Source organism: Mesorhizobium sp. STM 4661 (assembly GCF_000359125.1).
In the GTDB taxonomy this organism is placed as follows: domain Bacteria; phylum Pseudomonadota; class Alphaproteobacteria; order Rhizobiales; family Rhizobiaceae; genus Mesorhizobium.
This window is the reverse complement of sequence record NZ_CAAF010000070.1, coordinates 74,520-95,967: the sequence shown is the minus strand read 5'-3', so window position 1 is coordinate 95,967 and position 21,448 is coordinate 74,520. Positions and strand designations below refer to the sequence as shown.

Below are 21,448 nucleotides of genomic sequence, written 5' to 3'. Positions count from 1 at the left end.
AGGGTAAGGATCAAAACTATCGGGTAGATGATATCGCGCCGACGCTGAAACTGCGTCCCTCGCCCCGTTCACGGGGAGACGATGCCGGCAGGCAGGTGAGGAGCGGTGCCAGCATCTCGGAATGTCGCGCTGCCCGTCCTTCGGACCCCCTACCGGGACCTTCTCCCCGTGAACGGGGAGAAGGGGACTAACACTCAATAATCGCCGTTGTAGTAGCGGTCGTCGCAGGGCGCGGTGTAGATGCGGCCGTCGCGGTCCTGGTAGCGGCAGAGCTGTTCGCCACGGCGCTGCGGCGTGGTGGCGCTGCCGACGACCGCGCCCAAAAGGGCGCCGCTAGCGGCACCGATGACCGTGCTCTTGGTGTTGCCGCCGATGGCCTGGCCGACGAGAGCGCCGCCGGCGCCGCCGATCAGTGCGCCGGTTCCGGCCCGCTGCTGCCCCTCGGTCTGCGCGCACCCTGCCAGCGCGGCAGTCACGAGCACGGCGGCAATGGCTTTGTAGATGGTCATTTGCGGTACTCCTTTGAAGTCAATGAATTAATACACTGGCTGATTTTGCCAAGTGCGGTGGCAATGCGGCGGAACAGCGGCATCGGTTCTCACGAAATGAGACATGGTTTCTTCCGTCTTGACGATCGAAGCCTTCGGTTCCGAAAGAACGTGGTCAAACAAGACGATAGAGACGGGCTCGGTCGGAATGAATCAGGGGTCCGGCCGCAGCCGTCTTGCCCGATCTTAAACCTCTCAAAATTTCACAAGAATGGAGATACCAGATGACCCGAGGTCTTCCCCGGACGCTTGTCCGCGCCGCCGCTCGCGAGGCCGGCCTTGCCCCGCCCAAGCTCGGCCTGAAAGCCGTCACCACGGGGCAGGGCGGCGCCTTCCGCACCGTCTTTTCGTTCAATGCCATGCAGGTGCCGGTTGCCGATGCGCAGGCCTATGCCAGCCAGAAGCTTTTCGATTTCCTCGACGGCAAGGTGCGCATCAAGGGCGGCACCGCCAGATTGCAGTTCGCGGTGCTGACCACCCGCGCCTCGACCATCAACGACAATGCAGCACTGACCTGGTCGCTCGGCTCGGCGGTGGCGTCGAGTGCGACGCTGGCCTCCACCATGGTCAATGTGCTGGCTTCGACCGCCCGCACGCTGGACGGGGCGGGTGCCGCGCTATCAACCGCCTCGACAGCCGATGTCGCCCCGGCCGTGACTCTCGACGGGACGACGACGCCTGTCGATCTTTATCTCAACCTCGCCTTCGCCACCGGAACCGACATCGACGCCGACGGCACGCTTGCCGTGACCGGCACGATCACGCTGCTGTGGGAGAACTGGGGCGATAATATCTAGGCGCTAATCTCCCCCCTCGAGGGGGAGATGTCGCCGAAGGCGACAGAGGGGGTCGGTTCGTCCGGGCGTGACCTCCGGCGACAGATGAGGTCGGCGCTCCACGCGCGGCTACCCCCTCTGGCCTGCCGGCCATCTCCCCCTCGAGGGGGGAGATACCAGGCTTCGCCGCCGGTGCGCTCATCACCGGCCTTTAATTCTCAACACAAAGGAAATCTCACATGACAGATCTGGCAGACGCCGGGTCCGTGGCGGCGCACGTGCCGCCAGCGGGCAACCCAGTACGGCCACCGGCCAACGGGGACAATGGGTCCGCCCCGCCGGCCGCCAAGAGTTGGTTTGACGGTCTTTCCGAAGGCAACCGCAAGCTTGCTGAAGCCAAGGGCTGGACCAAGCCGGAGAACCTCGATCGGGTTTTCACATCCTATGCCGAGCTGGAGCGGCAACAGGGCGAGAGCCTGCGCGTTCCCGCTCCGGACGCACCTGGGGAAGACTGGGACAGGTTCCATGCCCGGCTGCCCGAGGCGATGCGTCCGCTGACATCGCCCGACAAGGTCGAGTACAGGCGCCCCGACGGGTTGCCCGAAAACTTCGCCTATTCGGACGAGCTCGCCGATGCGTCCAAGGCCTGGGCGGTCGAAGCCGGCGCCACGCCGAAGGTGGCGCAGGCCTATCACGACCGCTTCGTCGGCTACATGGCCGAGCAGGCCGCGCGCCAAGAGATCGCGCTTGCCCGCTCGGTGGAAGTCACTCACGACGATCTTGTGAGGGACTGGGGGCCGACCGACAGCGACGGCTTTCGCCAGAAGCTGGAAGTCGCCAACCGGGCGATGAAGAAGCTCGGCCTGGTCGATGCCTACAAGGCGAAGGGCATCCTTCTGCCTGACGGGGCCTTGACCGATCCGCGGATCGCCAAGGCGTTCCACGCCATTGGCGAGGCGATGTTCAGGGAGGACACGATCGATGCCGACGGCGCGCCAAGGGGGCAAAATCCCTTCAAGCGCAACGCCGCCGGCGAACGCAACATTTCGGCGATTTCAGCCCTCGTCAAGAGCGACCCCGCCCGCGCCCGGCGGCTGGCACGCGAGGCCGGCGAAAACCCCGACCTCTGGATGTCCAACAACCCCCTGTAGTCCGTTTGGAAACTCTACTCCGGCGGCCATCTGGCTCGCCGGAGCGAGTTTCGAAACGGCTAAAAGTTCGCCGCCAATCAACCCCTGAAGGAAAGACAAAATGGCAGACGCCTATACCCGTATCGCGGACGCGATCGTACCGTCCGTTTATGCACAATACTCGTTCGAGGAGCATGTCCAGTCTCTCGAGATCTACCAGGCCGGGATCCTGTTTTCCGACCCGTCCATCGCTTCGAAACTTTCGATGGGCGGCCGCTCGGTCGACATGCCCGGCTGGAAGGATCTGGGCAACGACCCGTCCGAACCGGTCAATGACGACCCGGCCGATTCCATCGAGATGAAGAAGATCGGCTCGCGCCGCGAGGTTGCCGCCCGCAATGTCCGCGCCCAGGCCTGGGGCGTTCCCGACCTGACCTCGATCCTGGCCGGCGACGATCCGCAGAAGCTGATCGTGCGACGCCAGACGGAATATTGGCAGCGCGCCAACAAGCTGACGCTGCTCGGCATCCTGAAAGGCGTCGTCGCCGACAACATCGCCAATGATGGCGGCGATCTGGTGCGCACCACCGGCGCCTCCATCGTCGACACCGACATCATCGAGGCCGCCTATCTGATGGGCGACCGCGCCGACAAGTTCAAAACGATCTGGATGCACTCCAAGCAGATGAAGGCGCTGAAGCTCGCCGACCTTATCGACTATGTGCCGTCGTCGGAGCAGGGTGGGCCGCTGATCCCCTATTATATGGGGCTCAGGGCCGTCGTCGACGACGACATTCCGGTGGCGGCGGGCGTCTATACGGCGTTCATGTTCAAGGACAAGGCAATCCTGTGGAACGAGCTTCCGGTGAACACGGAAGGCGGGCCGCTGGAGTTCGACCGCAAGCCGCGCCAGGGCCATGGCGGCGGCGTCACCGAAATGGTCGGCCGCCGGCACTTCGTGCCGCATGTGCCGGGCACCCGCTTCCTCGACGCCTCCTCGGCCGGCGAATTCGCCACCGATGCGGAACTGGCGCAGGCGGCGAACTGGGACCGCACGGCCTCCAGCGTCAAGAACATGACGTTCATCGCACTGAGGACGACCGAGGCCTGAGCGGGCGAAAGCGGGCGGGGAGCTGTCGGCACTCCGCCCCGCGCATAGGCAGTTGCAATGCCTTTCAAAAAGAAAAAGGCGGACCCGAGGGACAGTGGGCCCGCCTTTGTTTACCGACCGGCGTCGGGGTTTGGACAAATGCCGGCAAACAAGTCGAAGCAATATCAGCAGGCGTTCGCTGGGCTTCGGTAAGTGACAGTGTGGACATGTTTGGCTCCCCTTTCAATTAGCTCGGTGGACCTAGGCCAGTCGATGTGGCGAATCCCAAACCCACTCGGCCGCCCGCTCCAGAGTGAAACGAACTTTGGAGTTTGCCACATTATTCCTGTTGCACATTGATCAATTGCCGGCACCGGCCAGTTACAGAGAACGGCGATGCTGCCTTGTCTGGCAAGGGGGAGGCAGCAATGAGTCTGAAGTACAAGGCCGTTCAGGGAACGCTTCGAAAGGTGGGCATCGTCATCAGCAAGAAGGGGGAAATCCACCGCATAAACTTCCTCAACGGTCCGGAAAACACCGCCTACTACACGACAAGCCTTCAGGAGGCGCTGGACAAGGGTTTGGCGATGGCGAGACGTGCCGAAGGGCCGCAATCAGGCGCCCCAGCCAAACCCAGGGAAAAGCGGCGGACTTCGACGGGCCCACGCGTCGGCTGATGCCGCAGCGGGCAATCCGCAAGCCATCGCCGCGTTGCCAGACAATGTTGTAAAACTCCAATAAATCAGATCGTTATCGTCTTCCCTTCTCGAATGGATAGCAGCGCGCCACCGCCCGTTTCCCGATAGCCGTCGGCGCCGTGACAGGTTCCGCGCACGAGATGTGCGTACCCTTCCGCCAAAGATAAATCACCAAATCCCGGCCGCTTCGAAGCGGCTTTTTGCCGTGGAGGCACCATGCCCTGCTTTGCCCGATCAACCGCGCCGACGGAGGCCTGACGCCATGGCCATCACTCCGCTCGACATTGCCAACATGGCGCTCGCCGTCCTCGACGAGGCGCCGATCGACTCGCTCGACCAGGACGTCAAGGCAGCGCGGCTGCTCAATCTGCATTTCGACCTGACGCGCGAAGCGGAATTGACCAAACATGCCTGGGTCTTCGCCATACTGTCGGCACCCGTCGCCGGCGCCGACACCGGCAGCAGTGCGGGCACCTTGAGCTTCGCCTATGAACTGCCCGTGGACTGCCTGCGGCCGCTGCCGCTGACGCACAATGGCGAGCCGGACGGCGTGCCGATCTCCTGGCGGCAGGAGGCCGGGCTGATCTATTCAGACCAGCCGGGTCCGCGCCTTATCCGCTACATCGCCAACCTCACCGATCCCAACGACTGGGACGCGCTGTTCACGGAGGTGCTGGTTGCAGCACTCGCCATCAAGATCGCACATCCGCTGACCCACAAGGCCGGCATGATCGATATTGCCCGCTCGGCCTATGACCGGGCGCTGGACGCCGCCTTCTCGGCAAACGCCATCCAGCGTGGCGGCCGGTTCTACACCGCCTCCTGGTCGCAGCAGCGCGGCGACTTTCGTTTTTGATTTCGCGTGTCCTTGTCCCGAAGCCGCTGCGCACGGGGAGACATGCTTTGAGGGCCTTTCGCTGATGACGACGCTCTATCCGGTCCAGGATGTCTTCACCCGTGGCGAGATCTCGCCACGCCTGCACGCGCGCGCCTCGCTCGATCTCTATCGGGCGGCGCTCGCCAAATGCGAGAATTTCGTAACGCTGCCGCATGGCGGCATCAGGAAGCGCGGCGGCACCATCTTCGTCGGCGAAGTGAAGAACGCGGCCAGAAAGACGCGCGGCATCCCGTTCATCTTTTCCTCCGAACAGGCCTACTGTCTGGAGTTCGGCGACCTCTATATCCGCGTCCATGCCTATGGCGCCCGGGTCGGCACGGTGGAGGTGGCATCGCCCTATCTGGAGGCGGATCTTTTTCAGCTCCAATACGTGCAGTCGGCCGATCAGATGTGGATCACCCACCGGAACCACCCACCGAAGGTGCTGACGCGCAGCGCGCATACGACATGGACGCTTGAGGATTTCGAATTCCTCGATGGTCCCTATGACAAGATCAACGATACCGCCACGACACTGACGCCGGCCGCCTATGGCGCGTTCGTCCCGAAGATGACCGGGCTGACGTCGCCGAGCGGAACGGTTTCTAGCGAGAATTCAACCGCGGACGCGTGGCGGCTCTTCGACAAGAACAGCAAGACCGACAGCGAACTGAGCGCAGGCACCGGGGCATGGGTGCAGTACCAGCAGGCCGGCGGCGCACAGAAAATCTGCAACGCCTATTGGGTACAGGCCATCGGCCGGAACAATTCGGCGCTGGACATGCCGACCCAGTGGGAGATCCAGGGATCGAATGACGGTTCGACCTGGACGACCATCGATACACGGCAGGGCGAAACAGGATGGAGCGCTTCCGAACGCCGGTTCTACGAGTTCTTCAACAAGACCCCGTTCGAATATCTGCGCATGGACATGGAAGGTGGCGGCGGGCCGGACAGTTCGCACACCCAATTGGCTGAATGGGCGCCCAACGAAGCCGGCGCCGGGCAGACGCCGTTCAATCTGACCGCGTCCTCCGTCGTCGGCATCAATGACGGCGCCGGCTTCCAGGCCAGCGATGTCGGGCGGACTATACGGCTCCTGGGCTCGGACGGCATATGGCGCTGGGCCAAGATCATCGCCCGGATGAACCCAACGCTCGTCACCATCCAGTTGTACGGCCACGCTCTGCCCGATCTCAACCCGATCACGCGCTGGCGGCTCGGCACTTTCGTCCCCGGCAAATATGTCGAGACCGGCTCGCTCTACGAGGAGCGGCTGGCCTTCAGCCGCAAATTCTCGGTCTACGCTTCGGCGACCGGCGACTTCGACAATTTCGCACTGGGCGAGAAGGACGACGATGCGCTGGAGTTCGTCCAGGCCGGCGGCGGGCAGGCCAACGACATCGTCTGGATCGCCGATTCCGACGGCGCGCTGCTGATCGGCACCTCGGGCGGCATCAGGGCGCTGTCCGGCTCCGGCATCGACGAGGCGCTGACGCCATCCTCGTTCAAGAACCGGCGCTCGCGCACCTTCGGCTGCGCCCGCATTCGCCCCGTCGATGCCGGGCAGTCATTCCTCTATGTCACACGCTCGCGCCGCTCGATCGCCGAGTTGACGCAGACCTCGGCCGGCAAGTTCTCGTCCGACGACATTGGCCAGATCTCGGAACACATCCCCAAGCAGGGCGTGGTCGAACTGGCCTTTCAGACCGATCCCGATCCGGTTCTGTGGTTCCCGCTCGAGAATGGCGAGCTCGGCGGCTACACCCACCAGCCAAGCCAAGAGGTGCGCGGCATGCATCGCCATCGCCTCGGCGGCGGCTTCGCCGGTTCAGGGTGGGCGATCGTCGAAAGCGTCGTCGTCACGCCCGGCCAGAATGGTGTCGACGACATCTGGTTGTTCGTCAAACGAACCATCGCCGGCGTGACGAAACGCATGATCGAGATCATGACACCGCCTTTCGAATATGGCGGCCTCGACGATGCCTTTCAGGTCGATTGCGGGCTCTCCTATTCGGGCGCCGCCGTCAACGTCGTTTCGGGGCTCGACCATCTCGACGGCGAGAGCGTCGACGCGCTGGCCGGCGGCAAGGTCTACAAGGGCCTCGTCGTGACCTCCGGCCAGGTGACGCTGCCCGGCTGCGCCATCGCCGCCAGATGGCGGGTCGGGCTTCCGTATCAGGCGCAAGCCGACACGCTGGAGCTCGATGTCGGCGGCCGCGACGGCTCCATCATCGGCCGCCGCAAGAAGGTGGCCAGGGTGATGATGTCGCTGCTCGAGACCGACACGACCGGGCTCGAAGTGCAGTCCCTCCTGCGGGGGCGCTGGGAGAAGGTGCGCATGCCCAGCATCGTCGCGCCCGACGGCAAGGCTGATCTCTTCACCGGCAATGTCGAGGTGCCGATCGACGACAGCTGGGAAGGGCAGGGCAGGGTGAGAATCCGCCACGTCAACCCGACGCCGTGTACGATCCGGGCGTTTACGCCGGTTTTTGATGCGGAGCCGTAGAGCGCCCCTGGCGTTTAGCGAAGCCCGTGGCGACAGTCGATCTCCCCCCTCGTGGGGGAGATGTCCGGCAGGACAGAGAGGGGCGCTGTCCCTCCGACCTATCCGCGTTATGCCTGCGTCTCACCGAACGGAAGCCTGACGACCACTGCTCGATTCCGAGCTGCTGTTCAGATTTTGAGAGCGGCTTTTCAGCAACTGAGGCCGGCGATCCTTCGCGCCCCCCTCTGCCCTGCCGGGCATCTCCCCCACGAGGGGGGAGATTGGCGGCGTCGCCGCCCCGCCCACCCATCACTCCCCAAAAGGAACCTACCCGTGACCCACTTCCATGCCGACGACCTCGGCAGGGCGCGGACGGCTGCCGATTTCGCGGCCGTCATCGCCTTGCTCGACACCGACCTCAACGACGCCATCGCCCGCAGGCACGAAGTGCAACGGGCCGAGGACCGCGCGATCTTCGGCGACGGCGATCTGGCCGCCGCGCGCGCCGCGCTCGATGACTGCAACGACGCAATCGCGCTGCTGGAAAAGACTGTCGACGCCGCCGACAAGCGCCGCATCGAGGCTGCCCGGAGCGAGGCCCGGGCCGACGTCGCGGCACTGGGCGAGGAGACAGCGGCCAAGGCCATCACTCTCGGCCAGCGCTGGCGCACTGTCCACCGGCTGGTCGAACAATTGCGCCAGGAATTGTTCGAAGCCGATGCCTTGAGCCGCGCCATTGCCACCGCCAACGGCCTGTTCGATGCCGCCGGCGTCATCGACCTGAAGGTCGCCCTGACCACCATCCGCCGCGCCGCAATGGCCGGCGCGCGAGCCGCCGCACCGGCCCGCCTCAGCCGCCCGGCGATCCAGGCCGACAGGCTTTTGCTCTCCTTCCTCAGTCCCGGCGGCGCGCTCGATCCGCGTCCGGCGCTCGGCGCGCCGGTCGAAGGCGTCAAGAGCAAATTCATTCCCGCCGGCGAGCGAGGCTGACCATGTGCACATTAGCTCTTCTCGGCACCGCTCTTTCAGTCGGCGGCGCGCTGCTCGAAGGCCAGCAGTCGAAGCAAATGGCCGACTATCAGGCCAAGGCCTATGAGCAGCAGGCGCAGGCCGACGCCCAGTCAGCCGCCTTCGACCAGAGCCAGGAGCGCCACAAGCAGGATCTGTTGCAGGCGCAGGCGCGCGCCCAGGCCGGCGCTTCCGGCGTCGGCATAGCAGGCTCGCCGGCTGAGGTGCTGGCCGCCAATGCCAGGCAGGGCCAGCTCGACCTCAAGGCGATCCAATACGGCTCGCAACTGCGCCAGAATAGTCTGGGCACGCAAGCCGCAATCTCGCGCTTTTCCGGCAAGCAGGCGGTGACGGCGAGCATCTTCAAGGCCGGCGGCAATCTCGTTGGCGGCCTCTCCAAAATCCACGACCCGACGAAGGCGCCGGCCCCAAGCGCGGCAGCCAGTGCGGTGCCAAGCCGGTCCGTGATCTTCGGCAGTTCGGCCCTCAGGGCGCCGTGGGCGGGGAACACCTAAATGGCGACCATCCCCCTCCAGCTTGCCCAGCGCTGTCATTCGTCCTTCCGCCAAGCCACGGCGGATGCGCTGACAGAGCTGGCAGACACGAACAACATCTTGGTCAACGGCCTATCCCTCGCCACCAACAGCACGGCGTCACAAACAGACGGCGTCCATCCTAACGCTGTTGGCTCGCCGGAATGGGCTACGGCTATTGCGCCACTGGTGAGCGTTTGATCTCAATGAGTCTTGCTGGATTGCCGGCAACAACTGCGAAAGGCGCAACATCTTTCGTCACCACGGAAGCCGCGCCAACGACTGCTCCCTTGCCTATCGTGACGCCCTTAAGGATCGTCACACCCATGCCGATCCATGCGTTGTCGTCGATGGTCACCGGAGCGATGCCGATGTCTGTCCAATCCTTTTTGCCGTGACGCCAGTCGGCAACATCTTTCGCTCGCTGCTTCCAGTCTAGGGAATGCGAATTGTGGTCGACGATCGTCACACCCCAAGAGATCACAACATCGTTGCCGATGGATACACGCTCGGCTGCGACGAGGTGGCTCTTTCCGATGTAGCAGTCCCGCCCAATCGTGATCTGCGCGCCTGGCCGGTCGAATGAGAAGTAGCAGTTGATTATCCCATTCTCGCCGATGGTGTGGCGGCCGAGGCGGGCTGTGCGGACACTCCGAAGGCTGATCTTCGTGCCGGATCCAGCATTGATGCCGAGCAGACGAAAAAGGGAAGGCGGAACGAACGGCATCAGTGAAAAACCGGCGAGCGTTTGACCAAAACCAGCCCCTCAGTGTTTGGCAGTGTCGGATGAGAGGCGATGAAAGATGCTGGAGGCCAGCAAGCTTCAATCTCCTCAAAAATGCCGTCCGCGCTGCCGCAAACTGGGCAACGATTGTCCGCTCCAAAGTCATCCAAGCGGGTGATTACCCCGCAAGGCGGATTTTCCTTGAGATGACGCCTTGCCGCGACAAACTCCAGACTATCCACGGGTGCAGCTGAGGGGAATACAAAATCGGGAGGCGGCGGAAATACCTTTGCGGCGACGCCAATCAACAGGCGTTTGATCAGAGGCGTGGATGGAGGGAAACCGGCAGGCGGCGTTAGCTTTGCCGCGACCCTGAACAAGAACTGTCTAATCGATCCCACGTCGAAATTTCCCTTCCTGTTCCCTCAGGGTCATTTGTGGCAAGGTAAGGCGTTTTGCAAGTCTGTCGCACTAGACTAAGGGCGGTGCGGTGTGGCAGATGGGCCGCGCGGAAACACCTTGGGGCACAAAAATTGCATCGATCGCTTAAGCCGGCCATCGGCATTATGAGGGCTGCCCTCGGAAGAACGCGGGCAGACCGGGAAGCAGAGTTGATAGCCCAGCTCACTAGGTCCGGACAGCGTTCAATCATCTTGCTGGGTGACAGCCTGGTAGCGGCATCTCAAGCTCAAATCGGTGCCCCTGATGTTGCTATGGCGGCGGTGGGAAGGTCGCGCATCGCAGATGTTCTCGCGATCGTCAGCCGCATCAAATCGCATGGCGTATGGGACAAGGTCGGCGGCCTCATAGTCGGCGCAGGAATCAATGATTCGGAATGGCGTGAGGGCGACGATCTCCAGTCGAGGACGATCTATTTCAGGTCCGTGTTGGATGCCCTGATACGCGCCAGCCTCGACATCCCGCTTGCGATCCTGACGATCACTGAACCGGACAAGCAAGGAGCGCATGTCGATCGTTTCAGCCGGGATCTGATCGAGCGCCAGAACACAGAAATCCGCGCCGTGAGTAGCCGGGCAATCGTGTTCGATATGGACAAAGAATTCAGGACGTCGATGGCGAAAGCCGGGCTAGAGGTGTCGGTCGGCTTTTCAGATGGGGTCCATATCTCCGAGATCGGCTATCAGCACTGGAGGCCTTTGCTAGTCGAATGCGTCGAGACGGTTCGCGCTATATCTCGACAAAAGGCAGATGTTTGACTGCGTCCCATTGCTGCTGCGGCGTGGTGCCTGACCACTTCGCCCGCAGTTCGGACGGCCTCCATGCGGTCTTTGGGTCAAGTTTCCCGGTCTTGGTGAAAAACGCATTGACGCCGCCATCAGATACCGCAGCAAGGCCGTATCCCTTGGTTGCGCAAAGCTTCGCCATCGCTGTCAGAGAAGCACCGTGATACCAAGCGGTCGAATGCTTTCTATGGCGGTCGAAAACAGGGTCGTAAACCACGGAGATCGAGCGGTCCAAGAAGCTCGGGTTATATTCTATCGAGATCACTGAAGGTTCGATATCCAGCAGCTTTTCGAGGAACCAGTAATCATTGCCGTCGATATCGATGGAGAGAACGCCAACCTTGGAGAAGGCCTTCCGGATGAAGTCTAGATTTTCCAAGTCAAGGAAGCGTTCCTCAATGCGGATGTTGGATGGCAGCACCGCCCGTGCATCGGCAATCTGCTGGCTGTTGGCATCAATCAGCAGTCCCTTGAATGAGCCCATCAGTGCCGCGCAATTGAACTGGATCGGATGAAACCCGAATTCAATGAAGGTCTTCGGCGCGTCGGTCTCCTTTGCCAATTGCAGAAGTATCTGCCCTTCGTCAGATTGGCCACCGATGCCCTTGGCGATCAATGATCGGTAATACATGCGACGCAGGGGTGTAATTTTCTTGATCAGTCTGCCGAGCATCCGGTGTCCCATTCTTTGAGGTGGGTTGGTCCCTACCACGAGTTCATGACGCACGGAAGGCGCGGTTGTTTCGACAACCGCTAGACGTGGTTCGCGGAAAATGGCACGGTCGCTAAAAGCGTTGCAGGGACCGTTCTATGGCTAACGCCGACAGCATCATTGCGATTTATGACGACTACTACACCGATGGAAAGGTCGCCGCGAAACGGGAGATCGCGTCGAAGCAATCGGTGGGTCACATCGAGGCTATCATCGGGCAGCAGCGATTCGAAACGATACTTGACATTGGGGCAGGAGAAGGCGCCGTGCTCGACAAACTGAACAAAAACGGCCTCGGTAAAACCCTCGGAGCGGTCGAGATCTCGACAAGCGGCGTCGAGGCGATCAAAGCCCGGAAGATCGCAAACCTAGCCAACCTGGATATCTTCGACGGCTACCACATCCCGCACCCAGACAAGTCGTTCGATCTCGGCCTTGCAATCCATGTCGTGGAGCACGTCGAGCATGAGCGAATGTTCTTGATGGAGGCTGCTCGGGTCTGCAAGAAGCTCTATATCGAGATACCCCTTGAGCATACGCGAAATCTCAGCAAGGCAATCCGCATGTCCGGACCCTACGGGCACATCAATTTCTACACCCCATTAACTTTCGAAAACTTGCTGAAGACATCCGGCCTCAAAGTTGAAAAGCTGATGACGTTCGCCCACGATCTCGCTTATGAACAGCACCTAGCTGGACCGTCGAAAGGATGGTTGAAATATAAGCTGCGAACTGAATTCCTCAGGTTCGCACCTAAGACCGCGACGCGCAGCATGGCATATATGGCCGGCGCGCTATGCTCATCCAAATAATCGGAGGCTTGATGAAAGAGCTGCGCCACCAGGTCGAGGAGTATTTCTCAGGCCCCGGTTTTTGGCCGTTCTTCATCATGATGGTAATGCTGTTTTTACCCTCACTCCTTGCCATCGCCATGCTGCCTTGGCTTTAAGTCTTAGCCCAACGCAACGCTATTCAATATTTCCCATGAAATAACCATCGATCGCATCGAGCCGCTGTCGCATGAACTGGCCATTCGAAGGCAAGTGGTTCGCGGCCTGGAAATCCGGACCTCGCGAAGGTGGATAAACGACCGTGGCGGGCGCGTTTGTGTTCCCTTCGCCCGCGTTTATGCGCGATTTGCCAGAGCAAAGGAAACGATCAAATGGCAACCATTCCCCTCCAGCTTGCGCAACGCCGGCTCGATAGCGGCAATGTGGTTTCTTATCCGCAGGGCTCGCCGGTCGGCGCCGCAATGCAAGGTTTCGGTGACGAGCTTTCCGCCGTCGCTAAGCGCTATCGGCAGCAGAGAGAGCAGCAGGATGCATTCGACGCCGACATCATCGGTCGGAAGCTGAACGCTCAAATCGCCCAGGCAGAAAACGAGGCGGAAAACAACGCGCCAGCCGATGGCAGCGGCCTGCACGACGCGATGTACGGTCGGGTCGATCCGCGCACCGGCCAGCTCGTCAAGCCCGGCCTTTTCGACGAACTCTTCGACAGCACCTTGTTGAACGTGCCCGAGGGCCAGCGCGCCAATTTCGCCAAACAGAAGGAAGTCCTTCGCTCGACCGGCTCTGTGCGGATGGCCGTCAGGCAGCAGGCGCGCCGCGATGACTACGAGCAGAGCCAGTGGGCCGAGGTGCAGGCCGCTTACCTCGGCATCATCGCGCAGAGCGATCCAGCTGACACCAGCGCGTTCGAGGCGATCCGGCAGAGCGGCCTCGGCCTCATCGGCAAGATGGGTAATCCGGTCGCAAGGCAGGCGGCCGAAGCTGATTGGCGCAGCAAAACGGCGAAGGCGATCGTCCAGGCAGGAATCGCAAAGGGCGCAGGCAAAAACTACTGAGCCTCCGCGATCATCACCAAAATCTTTTTAGCCTCGCGTTCGCGGGACTTTTTTATGGAGCGAGCCTTATGGCCCGACCTGCAACTGCCGCCGTTCGTCTGTTGTCCGGCGAGCGTGACCCCGTGCGCCTCGCGACCACGGCCAGCATTGCCCTCTACGGCCTGCAGACCGTCGACAGCGTGGCGGCTCAGGTTGGCGACCGCGTGCTGGTCAAGGATCAGACGAATGCCACGCAGAACGGCATCTATACGGTGACCGAAGGCCACTGGTATCGCGCCGCCGACGCTCGCAGCGCCAGCACTATGCAGAAGGGCACGACAGTGTACGTGCAGCAGGGCAGGGTGTCGGCCCGCTTCGTCTATGTCTTCGAAACATGTGATCCGGTGATCGGCGCCGATCCCATCATGCTCGCCTTCTGCCTCTCCGATAACACGCTGGGCGATATTGTGGGCGAGGCGAACGGCGGCGATGGCGCAACGCTAAAACCACGCCCCACTATTCAATGTTCCCCATGAAATAGCCATCGACCGCATCGAGCCTCAGTCGCATGAGCTGACCGTTCGAGCGCAAGTGGTTCGCGGCCTGGAAAATCCGCGCGTTGCGCAGGTGGAGAAACGACCGTGGCGGGCTCCCGGGTTCCGACTCCTCGCCAGCCTTGGGGTACATGTCGGCGAAATCCATCATGGCGCGGCCCAGAACGTCCTGCAGGTCGGCGGGGTCGCTCGACCCTTGTATCGAGGCGCTGCGCATCTGCCGGCTGAGTTCCTCAAAATACTTCCTGCCGCTGATCATGGTGCCGGCGATGACAGTGCCGCGTATGAACAGCGTCATGCCGATTTCCAGATTGCCCTCGGCAAACTTCACCAATGTACTGAGATAGGCGTCGCGAGGGTACGGCTCGGCCGGGTCTTCCCGCGCGTCCTTTACGCTGTGTTTCATTTTTCTCCCCCTCAGAGATCAGCATTCAGCCGTGGCGCAAGAAATCCAGGTCTGGCGCTGCCGGTCAGCAAAGCCTGGAAATCACTCGCCCAATACGACCCCGGACGCAATGATTTGCGCGGTCAGCCTGGTAAGCTTTTCGTGTTTCACCAGCGTCGGCTTTTTATAGATGCGTTTCATGGCAGGGCTCCGCGGGGTTCCACCAACACACCGAACGCGCTCGCTGCGGTTGTGTTCCCTTCGCCCCGGCTATTATGCGGCATTTGCCCGAAGCAAAAAAGGCCCGACCCGGCGCGAACCGAGACGGGCAGGTTCTGGAGTAGCTGGGGTGAGCCCAGCATGGGTCAACGGGTGGCGAAGTGTTTGGTTGCTTCGACAGCGGCCGCTTTGCCGGCCACCGGCGCGACGTCCTGTCGGGTAAGATTGCACCCTGGTTTGGCCAAGCGGGAGGTGGCGGCGTGCGACCCGGCGGAAACAGAAGCGCTGGACCTCCAGCCGAACAAGAGCGCCTGGACCGGACGGTCCATACGTCATTAAGCGTGGCGTGCAATCGGAAAAGAAAGCTTTCGGACCGAGTCGCTATTGGAGATCGCAAGAGCCGGAGGTTGCAATTCTCCCGCCTGAACGGGTAACCTTCATAGCTTCGACACACTCGTGTGGCGAATTCGAAATCGCATGGGTTTCGGCAGCGCAGGGAGCGAGTTCCGGGTTCAAACCATGCTGACGCATCCGACTTTTCAGATGAAGGATTGACTGTATCTTGTTGCGCGCAGACTCTCTTCCATTGATGGCAAGGGCCATTTTTCTGATCATGCTGGCTTTTGTCCTTCTGCTCGCCCTCTCGCCGGTGCGGTTCTTGCAGGAGTTCGGCATGGCCTTCACGTCCGATCACGACAAGCTCAACCACGCCGCCGCCTTTGCCGTGCTGACGGCTCTGGGAAGCCTCGGCTGGCCGGAACACAAGGCAAGGCTGATTGTCCTTCTCGCGCTTACCGGCGCCGCGATCGAGCTCCTCCAGGGCATGCAATTGATAGGGCGCGATATGAGTATGTTCGACTGGTTTGCCGATTGTGCCGGCATGGCATGCGGCTTGACGGTCGCAGGCTGGACAAAGAGGCTCGCTGGCGGATTGCCGTAATCGCGGCGTCAAGGTTCAGCGTCGCGTGGCAAGCGCTTCAGTGAAGATGGAGCGAAACCGGAACAATTCCGCTTCTGCAATGTGACTTGCATCCGCAAACATGGATCGTCCATCCAGAACATAATTGCATTTGCTTGCATCGCACAGCACCGTGTCCGGACGGGCGAAGCCGATATCGCGGCGCGTTTGGAAATGCTGGACGACCGCCCCGTACTGCCGTTGGAACTCGCCTGCCGGCAGATATGTCAATTTTTCCAGGGGCCGGCCGAAAGCGAGGTCACGGCTCAGCTCGGAAGGAAGATCCCATCCGGGGTAGGCGATCGGGCCAATCAAAACGACTTTCTTGCCAAATCCCCGCAGGCGACCGATCAGATCGTCGAGCCCGCGGACGAGTTCCACGTCATCCCGATTGTCGAGCCTTTTTCCGTCGGCATCGACCAGCCCCTTCTCAGCATGTGCCCAGGTCAAACCGAGAATGACGGTCTTGGCTTTCGAAAGCTTGCCGAGTTCGCGAAGATTGCCGGCGGCCACATCGATACAACCGCGCGAGATGTTGACGGACACCGTCGGCAGACAGCCATTCGCCGGAACCAGAAGGCCGTTCAAGCCTCTCTCGGCCAATATGGACTCCCATACAGGCGCGTACATTTGCGCATGCGAATTTCCCAACAGAACAACATCCGCGTCAGCAGGATCGCGAGAGGGAAGGTTCAGCACGCAGGCGCGCGACTCGCCCAAGCGCAGGTAATTTTGGACCGGGCAACGATAGTTGGTTCCGACAGCCGCGTTGATGGCCGCGGCTTCACCGCTCATTCGGCCGGGCAGCCCGTTCGACCAGATCAGCACCGACGCAAGCGCCGCGAGCACGCCGGCGCCGCCGGCGGCGGCGAGACACACGGTTCGTACCGGCATGGCCCGACAACGCCGCATGTCCGCTTTGAAGTAGAACCCACATTTTTCCAGCCTCGCTTGCCCGAGGCTTTTTCATGGAGCAATCCCTCATGGCCCGACCTGCAACTGCCGCCGTTCGACTTCTGACCGGCGAACGCGAACCCGTGCGTCTGGCGACCACGGCCAACGTCATCCTCAATGGCCTGCAGACCATTGACGGCGTGCCGGCCGAGGCCGGTGACCGGGTGCTGGCCAAGGATCAGGTCGATCCGACGCAAAACGGCATCTATACGGCGAGCGAGGGCGAATGGTTCCGCGCCGCCGACGCCCGCACCGCCCGCACCCTGCAGAAGGGGACGACGGTCCACACCCAGGTCGGGTCGATCAACGCCGACCGGGTGTTTGAATTCACTGTCAATGAACCGGTCGTGGGCATCGATGCCATCGCCATTGCCGCATTCGTGCCACCCGATATCTCGGACGTGGTCGATGAGGTCGAAGCGCTGCGCGATGAAACGCAGGTGCTGAAGGATGCCGCCGAGGTCAGTGCCGGCCAGGCAGCGGCCAGCGCGTCCGCCTCTGCCGCCAATGCCGGACAAACCGCCGCCGATGTCGTCACCACGGCGGCCAATCTGGCCAGCGCCCAGGCCGCGCGCGATGCTTCGCTGTACGGCAAGGGCATCTTCCCGACGATCGCGGCGGCGATCGGCCCTGGCGTCATCGGCAGTGGTGCGATCACCGGGGGATCAGGAGGCACGGACGGCACTTTCGATTTGGCGTTTGCGGGCGGTACCGGTTCGGGCGCCGCTGGCCGCTTCGTGGTGGCAGGCGGCGCGCTGACGCAGATCATCATCACGGCTCCCGGTTCCTATACGGTGGCGCCGAGCTTCAGCTTCGCGGCGTCGGCGGGATTGACGGGCGCAAGCGCTGCCGTGGTTTTGGGCCGGAACGTCGATGTCGGCGAGTATTTCTGGACCGAAGTGTCGGCCGGCATCATGGGCATGTACCGCGTGGCGGCCGGGCCGGTTGCGGTCGACACGGGTGTACGCGCGTCGGCGGCGGAAGTCATCGCCTTGATCGGATCGCGGACGGTTGGGCCGGTCCCGATCACTGGTTCTGTTGGCGGCACGGCTGTCGGCAACAACAGCGTCTATTACTGGCCCACCACGCTGGCGGCGGTCGATGAATACCTATCGAGCCTGGAGCTGGGCTTCGGCGCTGCTGCTGGCACAATTCAGATAATCTGCTCTCACGTCGAAGGCGACGGGACGCTAAGTGCTGTTTCGGAACAGACCATCTCGGTACCGGCCGGCCCTTCCTCTGTCGTTTCTGGCCTCTCGATCCTTAAGCCAGCAGGCAGCGTCATGGGCCTCAAGCGCGGGGCGGGCACTTGGTACTATCTTGCTGGCACCATCCCAAATGGTGAAAGTGAGTGGTTCACGGCGTCAGTCCCCACGTCGCATACCGCCAAGACCATCGCCACTACGAATGGCCCGCAATGGAAACCGACCTTTACAGGCGAAGTCGGGGTCAAGGCCCGTGCCGCCTATGAGACATCGAACGATCTGCTCGATGTTGTCGGTACGGAGACGTTGGTCGGTTGGCCTAATCTCGTAAACACCGGCACGAACACCCCTGCCAACTACAGCGTCATTGTGCAAGCGCCTCAGCCAGTCGATGGGTTCATAACGCAGGTCGATGTCGGCGCGGCCGGGACTGGAGCCTCAAGGATCCATGTCGTTGAATATTTGGGTGGCCTGACCATCAACGTCATAAGCACTCACGACATCACGCTGTCCAATGGTGTTTTGCCAATCCCGCTCAGCATTCCCATCATGGCAGGCCAGTATCCTGCGATCTCTGGCGGCCTCTACAAATATCAGCCGGGCGCCAACCCAGAAGGCATCCGAGCATGGGTGAGGTCGGGCGTGCTTTCGAACGGTGCCGTTGTCATCGATCAGGCGACGCACCGCTTTGAAGTGGCTTTCACAATCAAGACAGGTCTGCTTGCCCAAGCGGCCCTTGCTCTCGGCGGCGGTGCGCAGAACACTGGCATGGGCCTGCTTGACGATGCAGACCCTAATGGCGTCGTTGATGCGACTGCGATCTTCGCGACGGCTGCGGCCGCCCATCCAAATCCCTATGCGCCGCCAGGCAGTTTCGCGCTCACTACCATTTCCGCTACTGGCAATGGGTTCTATGGTCCGGGCAAGCCGAAGGTGAACGGGGTTACTTTCTTCATCCCCGAACGGCCTTCGCTCAACAATCTCTATGATGCTTTCCGGGCCGAGCTTGCCGAGCACATCGCCAACAACGATGTGCTCGCCCCGATCGGCGACAGCAAGGACCATTGGGCCTTTGCCAGCACAGGCGATACGCACTGGTTCAACCTCGTGACGCGCTTCGCAAATCTGGGCATTGCGGCGGACGAGCCTATCATGACGGCCTTGCGGCCAAGCTCTACCTATACGCCGGATTTCTATGGATTGACGACCAGCGGCTCCGTTTCGACAGGATCGCGAGGGCCACTCGGCGAAAGCCTTATCCTTGCGGATGGGGCGTCAATGATCTGCGCGCCGAAAGCATACGAACAGGTCGATGTCTTTTTCACACAAGAGCCTGGCTCTGGGTCGCTGGCCTTCGCCTACAACGGCGGCGCGGTTTACAAGACGGTCAACGCGGCTGGCGTGCTGGCACTCGACCAATACACCGGGCCATCCCTGACGGGGCAGGTTGCAAGCGGCACCTATACGATCACCGCGGTCGGCGGGCCAGTCGAAATCACCGGCCTTGTGCGGCTTGGCGTCAAGGTGGCCGGCAGCCGCCCCCGGCTGCGCACGGCGCGGTTCGCACATGGCAGCTATGCTTTCTCCTCGTTCAACACCGCTCGCTTGACTTCTGCCATGGCGCAGGCATCGGCCTTCGGCGGCAAGCTGGTGCCGATCATCCCGCTCGGCATCAACGACAGCTTCGGCACGCCGCCTGCGTCGATTATCACCAACATGAACTCTGTCCTCAATACCCTTGAGGCGGGCGGTTGCCCACGCATGTTCGCCATGCCGCCAACTCGCCCGTCGGGCGGCTGGGATGGTAGCTATACCGGCGGCCGAACATACGACGCCGCGAACGGTGCTATCCGGCAAACGTACCGGGCGCGCAGCAGCGTCGCATTGTTCCCCTTGGACGGCTTCGACTGGTTGGCCGCTGGCTTCACTCAGGACGGGCTTCACAACAACGACAACGGCGAGTACCGCAAAGCGCTTGTGCTCATCGCCGGCGTCGCGGCAGGACGGAGGTAAGCGATGCCAATGATAATAATGCACAAGGGCGACGTCGTCACTGAGCTTCAGGACGGAGAGGAATGGCAGGTGGTCGGCGACAAGATCCTGATCACCAAGCCAAGCGACCCAAAGCACAGCCGGGAAATCCCTGTGCCTGACGGCGACGTTGAAGGTCTTGTAGAGGTTTGGCTAGGTGGGGCTTAGTCTGCGCTGGACGCGGTTCGCGGGCTATGGCACGGTTCCCAAAGAGGAGCCCGACACAATGACCAACGCCGGCAGCATCATCGATATCTATGACGACTATTACACTGATGGGAAAGTCGCGGCGAAACGCGAGATAGCCTCGAAGCAATCAGTCGGCCACATCGAGGCGATCATCGAAGGCGAAAGGTTCGAAAGGATTCTCGACATAGGCGCAGGCGAAGGCGCCGTGTTGGACAAGCTCAACAAGAAGGGTCTTGGGAAGACGCTTGGAGCGGTTGAAATTTCGACCAGCGGCGTCGAGGCGATCAGGGCCAGAAAGATCGCCAATCTCGCCAGCCTCGATGTCTTTGACGGCTACCATATCCCGCACCCCGACAAATCGTTCGATCTCGGTCTCGCCATCCATGTCGTTGAGCACGTCGAGCACGAACGGATGTTCTTGCGGGAGGCCGCGAGGGTTTGCAAGAAGCTCTATGTCGAGGTGCCGCTGGAGCATACGCGAAATCTTCCCAAGGCGATCCGAATGTCCGGCCCATACGGGCACATCAACTTCTACACGCCGCTGACTTTTGACAACTTGCTGAAGACTTCCAACCTCACGGTCGAAAGATTGATGACGTTCGCTCACGATCTCGCATATGAACAGCATCTGGCCGGCAAGTCCAAAGGCTGGGTAAAATACAAACTGCGAACCGAATTCCTCAGGTTCGCGCCAAAGACTGCCGTTCGCAGCATGGCGTACATGGCTGGAGCCCTGTGCAGCGCTAAATAACTCTCTGTTGATCTGTAGGACCGTGGATCAGTCTCGCCGGATTGCCGGCAACCGTAGTGAAGGGTGCCACGTCTTTTGTCACGACAGACCCGGCACCAACTACTGCGCCCTTGCCGATCGTAACACCTTTAAGGATGATGACACCGAGCCCAATAAAAGCATGGTCCTGGATGGTGACCGGTGCGATGCCGATGCCAGACCAGTCTTTTTTGCCATGGTTCCAGCCGGCAACGTCGTGTGCTCGCTGTTCCCAATCAAGCGAATGAGAATTGTGATCTACGATCGTCGTTCCCCACGAGACCATCACGTCATTCCCGATGGTTATGCGGTCAGCGGCGACCAAATGGCTTTTGCCAATGTAGCTGCGGTCGCCGATCGTGATCTGCGCCTCGGGCCGGTCATATGAAAAATAACAGTTGAGATTTGAGCCTTCGCCGATCTCGTGACGGCCATTGCGGGCAGTACGCACGCTCCTCAGGCTCATCTTTGTGCCGGCGCCAGCCTTGATGCCAGCCAGACGGTAAAGGAATGGCGGAACAAAAGGCATGG

General features: G+C 61.5%; 25 protein-coding genes. 18 read left to right on the top strand and 7 right to left on the bottom strand.

The genetic code is table 11. The features are described 5' to 3' along the window. Nucleotides 1-194: 194 nt before the first annotated feature. Entirely contained in the window at nucleotides 195-509 is a 315-nt protein-coding gene (locus MESS4_RS23955; RefSeq protein WP_006336573.1) for a YMGG-like glycine zipper-containing protein, read from the bottom strand. Between the two features lie 263 nt (nucleotides 510-772). On the opposite strand from MESS4_RS23955, the gene MESS4_RS23950 reads away from it, so the two are divergent. From MESS4_RS23950 to MESS4_RS33685, 9 genes are all read left to right on the top strand, one after another. Then, nucleotides 773-1,345 (top strand): hypothetical protein, encoded by a 573-nt coding sequence (locus tag MESS4_RS23950; protein ID WP_006336571.1) that lies wholly within the window; start codon nucleotides 773-775, stop codon nucleotides 1,343-1,345. A gap of 218 nt (nucleotides 1,346-1,563) precedes the next feature. Beyond that, nucleotides 1,564-2,475 (top strand): hypothetical protein, encoded by a 912-nt coding sequence (locus MESS4_RS23945; protein WP_006336568.1) that lies wholly within the window; start codon nucleotides 1,564-1,566, stop codon nucleotides 2,473-2,475. Between the two features lie 100 nt (nucleotides 2,476-2,575). Continuing rightward, nucleotides 2,576-3,565 carry a hypothetical protein gene (locus tag MESS4_RS23940; protein WP_006336566.1) on the top strand — a complete coding sequence of 330 codons (990 nt, stop codon included), beginning with the start codon at nucleotides 2,576-2,578 and terminating at the stop codon, nucleotides 3,563-3,565. Nucleotides 3,566-3,972: 407 nt separating this feature from the next. Next, a complete protein-coding gene (locus MESS4_RS23935) occupies nucleotides 3,973-4,221 on the top strand; it encodes a hypothetical protein (RefSeq protein ID WP_006336565.1) in 249 nt (82 codons plus the stop codon). Between the two features lie 283 nt (nucleotides 4,222-4,504). Further along, nucleotides 4,505-5,098, top strand: coding sequence for a hypothetical protein (locus MESS4_RS23930; RefSeq protein WP_006336563.1), 594 nt, complete (start codon nucleotides 4,505-4,507; stop codon nucleotides 5,096-5,098). Nucleotides 5,099-5,162: 64 nt separating this feature from the next. Continuing rightward, nucleotides 5,163-7,628, top strand: coding sequence for a hypothetical protein (locus MESS4_RS23925; RefSeq protein ID WP_006336562.1), 2,466 nt, complete (start codon nucleotides 5,163-5,165; stop codon nucleotides 7,626-7,628). 312 nt (nucleotides 7,629-7,940) lie between these two features. Beyond that, nucleotides 7,941-8,597 (top strand): hypothetical protein, encoded by a 657-nt coding sequence (locus MESS4_RS23920; protein WP_006336561.1) that lies wholly within the window; start codon nucleotides 7,941-7,943, stop codon nucleotides 8,595-8,597. Between the two features lie 2 nt (nucleotides 8,598-8,599). Next, complete coding sequence (locus tag MESS4_RS23915; protein WP_006336560.1) at nucleotides 8,600-9,130, top strand: hypothetical protein; 531 nt, start codon at nucleotides 8,600-8,602, stop codon at nucleotides 9,128-9,130. After that, entirely contained in the window at nucleotides 9,131-9,349 is a 219-nt protein-coding gene (locus MESS4_RS33685; RefSeq protein ID WP_006336559.1) for a hypothetical protein, read from the top strand. It abuts the gene before it with no gap. On the opposite strand, the gene MESS4_RS23910 is transcribed toward MESS4_RS33685, so the two are convergent. Continuing rightward, entirely contained in the window at nucleotides 9,324-9,875 is a 552-nt protein-coding gene (locus MESS4_RS23910) for an acyltransferase (RefSeq protein ID WP_006336558.1), read from the bottom strand. The genes MESS4_RS33685 and MESS4_RS23910 overlap by 26 nt on opposite strands. Before the next feature lie 608 nt (nucleotides 9,876-10,483). Here MESS4_RS23910 and MESS4_RS23905 point away from each other — a divergent pair. Next, a complete protein-coding gene (locus MESS4_RS23905) occupies nucleotides 10,484-11,089 on the top strand; it encodes an SGNH/GDSL hydrolase family protein (protein ID WP_006336556.1) in 606 nt (201 codons plus the stop codon). Here the strand turns inward: MESS4_RS23905 and MESS4_RS23900 are convergent. After that, nucleotides 11,061-11,789, bottom strand: a complete 729-nt coding sequence (locus MESS4_RS23900; protein WP_006336555.1) for a hypothetical protein — start codon at nucleotides 11,787-11,789, stop codon at nucleotides 11,061-11,063. The genes MESS4_RS23905 and MESS4_RS23900 overlap by 29 nt on opposite strands. A gap of 137 nt (nucleotides 11,790-11,926) precedes the next feature. On the opposite strand from MESS4_RS23900, the gene MESS4_RS23895 reads away from it, so the two are divergent. The 4 genes from MESS4_RS23895 to MESS4_RS31275 all read left to right on the top strand — a co-directional run bounded on the left by MESS4_RS23895 (nucleotide 11,927) and on the right by MESS4_RS31275 (nucleotide 14,189). Continuing rightward, nucleotides 11,927-12,640 (top strand): class I SAM-dependent methyltransferase, encoded by a 714-nt coding sequence (locus MESS4_RS23895; RefSeq protein WP_006336551.1) that lies wholly within the window; start codon nucleotides 11,927-11,929, stop codon nucleotides 12,638-12,640. A gap of 11 nt (nucleotides 12,641-12,651) precedes the next feature. Beyond that, nucleotides 12,652-12,777: a hypothetical protein gene (locus MESS4_RS35040; RefSeq protein ID WP_006336549.1), complete on the top strand. Its 126-nt coding sequence runs from the start codon at nucleotides 12,652-12,654 to the stop codon at nucleotides 12,775-12,777. A 213-nt stretch (nucleotides 12,778-12,990) separates the two neighbouring features. Beyond that, nucleotides 12,991-13,674: a hypothetical protein gene (locus MESS4_RS23890; RefSeq protein ID WP_006336545.1), complete on the top strand. Its 684-nt coding sequence runs from the start codon at nucleotides 12,991-12,993 to the stop codon at nucleotides 13,672-13,674. Between the two features lie 68 nt (nucleotides 13,675-13,742). Continuing rightward, nucleotides 13,743-14,189, top strand: a complete 447-nt coding sequence (locus MESS4_RS31275) for a hypothetical protein (RefSeq protein WP_006336543.1) — start codon at nucleotides 13,743-13,745, stop codon at nucleotides 14,187-14,189. On the opposite strand, the gene MESS4_RS23880 is transcribed toward MESS4_RS31275, so the two are convergent. Further along, nucleotides 14,170-14,613: a hypothetical protein gene (locus MESS4_RS23880; protein ID WP_006336541.1), complete on the bottom strand. Its 444-nt coding sequence runs from the start codon at nucleotides 14,611-14,613 to the stop codon at nucleotides 14,170-14,172. The genes MESS4_RS31275 and MESS4_RS23880 overlap by 20 nt on opposite strands. A gap of 81 nt (nucleotides 14,614-14,694) precedes the next feature. Beyond that, nucleotides 14,695-14,793 carry a putative RiPP precursor gene (locus tag MESS4_RS34080; protein WP_198292795.1) on the bottom strand — a complete coding sequence of 33 codons (99 nt, stop codon included), beginning with the start codon at nucleotides 14,791-14,793 and terminating at the stop codon, nucleotides 14,695-14,697. Nucleotides 14,794-15,484: 691 nt separating this feature from the next. On the opposite strand from MESS4_RS34080, the gene MESS4_RS23870 reads away from it, so the two are divergent. After that, nucleotides 15,485-15,751, top strand: coding sequence for a hypothetical protein (locus MESS4_RS23870; RefSeq protein WP_244441196.1), 267 nt, complete (start codon nucleotides 15,485-15,487; stop codon nucleotides 15,749-15,751). Nucleotides 15,752-15,766: 15 nt separating this feature from the next. Here the strand turns inward: MESS4_RS23870 and MESS4_RS23865 are convergent, their stop codons facing one another. Further along, on the bottom strand, nucleotides 15,767-16,663 hold the full coding sequence (locus tag MESS4_RS23865; protein WP_006336523.1) for an SGNH hydrolase domain-containing protein: 897 nt from the start codon (nucleotides 16,661-16,663) through the stop codon (nucleotides 15,767-15,769). Between the two features lie 89 nt (nucleotides 16,664-16,752). Between MESS4_RS23865 and MESS4_RS31270 the strand changes: the two genes are divergently transcribed. Genes MESS4_RS31270 through MESS4_RS23855 form a run of 3 tightly spaced genes read left to right on the top strand, consistent with a single transcriptional unit; the run spans nucleotide 16,753 to nucleotide 20,899 of the window. Continuing rightward, the gene (locus tag MESS4_RS31270; protein WP_006336522.1) at nucleotides 16,753-19,941 is read left to right on the top strand and encodes a hypothetical protein; all 3,189 of its coding nucleotides are present in this window, start codon (nucleotides 16,753-16,755) and stop codon (nucleotides 19,939-19,941) included. Nucleotides 19,942-19,944: 3 nt separating this feature from the next. Beyond that, nucleotides 19,945-20,127 carry a hypothetical protein gene (locus MESS4_RS33680; protein ID WP_157385649.1) on the top strand — a complete coding sequence of 61 codons (183 nt, stop codon included), beginning with the start codon at nucleotides 19,945-19,947 and terminating at the stop codon, nucleotides 20,125-20,127. Nucleotides 20,128-20,185: 58 nt separating this feature from the next. Further along, the gene (locus tag MESS4_RS23855) at nucleotides 20,186-20,899 is read left to right on the top strand and encodes a class I SAM-dependent methyltransferase (protein ID WP_036241969.1); all 714 of its coding nucleotides are present in this window, start codon (nucleotides 20,186-20,188) and stop codon (nucleotides 20,897-20,899) included. Here MESS4_RS23855 and MESS4_RS35035 read toward each other — a convergent pair. Next, nucleotides 20,892-21,446 carry an acyltransferase gene (locus tag MESS4_RS35035; protein ID WP_006336519.1) on the bottom strand — a complete coding sequence of 185 codons (555 nt, stop codon included), beginning with the start codon at nucleotides 21,444-21,446 and terminating at the stop codon, nucleotides 20,892-20,894. The two genes, MESS4_RS23855 and MESS4_RS35035, sit on opposite strands and share 8 nt — an antisense overlap. Nucleotides 21,447-21,448 lie beyond the last annotated feature (2 nt).

Coding starts and splice junctions, on each gene's coding strand:
- MESS4_RS23940 (WP_006336566.1), top strand. CDS start 2,576: ATGGCAGACGCCTATACCCGTATCGCGGACGCGATCGTACCGTCCGTT.
- MESS4_RS35040 (WP_006336549.1), top strand. CDS start 12,652: ATGAAAGAGCTGCGCCACCAGGTCGAGGAGTATTTCTCAGGCCCCGGT.
- MESS4_RS23865 (WP_006336523.1), bottom strand. CDS start 16,663: ATGCCGGTACGAACCGTGTGTCTCGCCGCCGCCGGCGGCGCCGGCGTG.
- MESS4_RS23900 (WP_006336555.1), bottom strand. CDS start 11,789: ATGCTCGGCAGACTGATCAAGAAAATTACACCCCTGCGTCGCATGTAT.
- MESS4_RS23890 (WP_006336545.1), top strand. CDS start 12,991: ATGGCAACCATTCCCCTCCAGCTTGCGCAACGCCGGCTCGATAGCGGC.
- MESS4_RS23955 (WP_006336573.1), bottom strand. CDS start 509: ATGACCATCTACAAAGCCATTGCCGCCGTGCTCGTGACTGCCGCGCTG.
- MESS4_RS33680 (WP_157385649.1), top strand. CDS start 19,945: ATGCCAATGATAATAATGCACAAGGGCGACGTCGTCACTGAGCTTCAG.
- MESS4_RS23855 (WP_036241969.1), top strand. CDS start 20,186: ATGACCAACGCCGGCAGCATCATCGATATCTATGACGACTATTACACT.
- MESS4_RS35035 (WP_006336519.1), bottom strand. CDS start 21,446: ATGCCTTTTGTTCCGCCATTCCTTTACCGTCTGGCTGGCATCAAGGCT.
- MESS4_RS31270 (WP_006336522.1), top strand. CDS start 16,753: ATGGCCCGACCTGCAACTGCCGCCGTTCGACTTCTGACCGGCGAACGC.
- MESS4_RS23870 (WP_244441196.1), top strand. CDS start 15,485: ATGGCCTTCACGTCCGATCACGACAAGCTCAACCACGCCGCCGCCTTT.
- MESS4_RS23930 (WP_006336563.1), top strand. CDS start 4,505: ATGGCCATCACTCCGCTCGACATTGCCAACATGGCGCTCGCCGTCCTC.
- MESS4_RS23945 (WP_006336568.1), top strand. CDS start 1,564: ATGACAGATCTGGCAGACGCCGGGTCCGTGGCGGCGCACGTGCCGCCA.
- MESS4_RS23925 (WP_006336562.1), top strand. CDS start 5,163: ATGACGACGCTCTATCCGGTCCAGGATGTCTTCACCCGTGGCGAGATC.
- MESS4_RS33685 (WP_006336559.1), top strand. CDS start 9,131: ATGGCGACCATCCCCCTCCAGCTTGCCCAGCGCTGTCATTCGTCCTTC.
- MESS4_RS23910 (WP_006336558.1), bottom strand. CDS start 9,875: ATGCCGTTCGTTCCGCCTTCCCTTTTTCGTCTGCTCGGCATCAATGCT.
- MESS4_RS23915 (WP_006336560.1), top strand. CDS start 8,600: ATGTGCACATTAGCTCTTCTCGGCACCGCTCTTTCAGTCGGCGGCGCG.
- MESS4_RS23950 (WP_006336571.1), top strand. CDS start 773: ATGACCCGAGGTCTTCCCCGGACGCTTGTCCGCGCCGCCGCTCGCGAG.
- MESS4_RS23895 (WP_006336551.1), top strand. CDS start 11,927: ATGGCTAACGCCGACAGCATCATTGCGATTTATGACGACTACTACACC.
- MESS4_RS23935 (WP_006336565.1), top strand. CDS start 3,973: ATGAGTCTGAAGTACAAGGCCGTTCAGGGAACGCTTCGAAAGGTGGGC.
- MESS4_RS31275 (WP_006336543.1), top strand. CDS start 13,743: ATGGCCCGACCTGCAACTGCCGCCGTTCGTCTGTTGTCCGGCGAGCGT.
- MESS4_RS34080 (WP_198292795.1), bottom strand. CDS start 14,793: ATGAAACGCATCTATAAAAAGCCGACGCTGGTGAAACACGAAAAGCTT.
- MESS4_RS23880 (WP_006336541.1), bottom strand. CDS start 14,613: ATGAAACACAGCGTAAAGGACGCGCGGGAAGACCCGGCCGAGCCGTAC.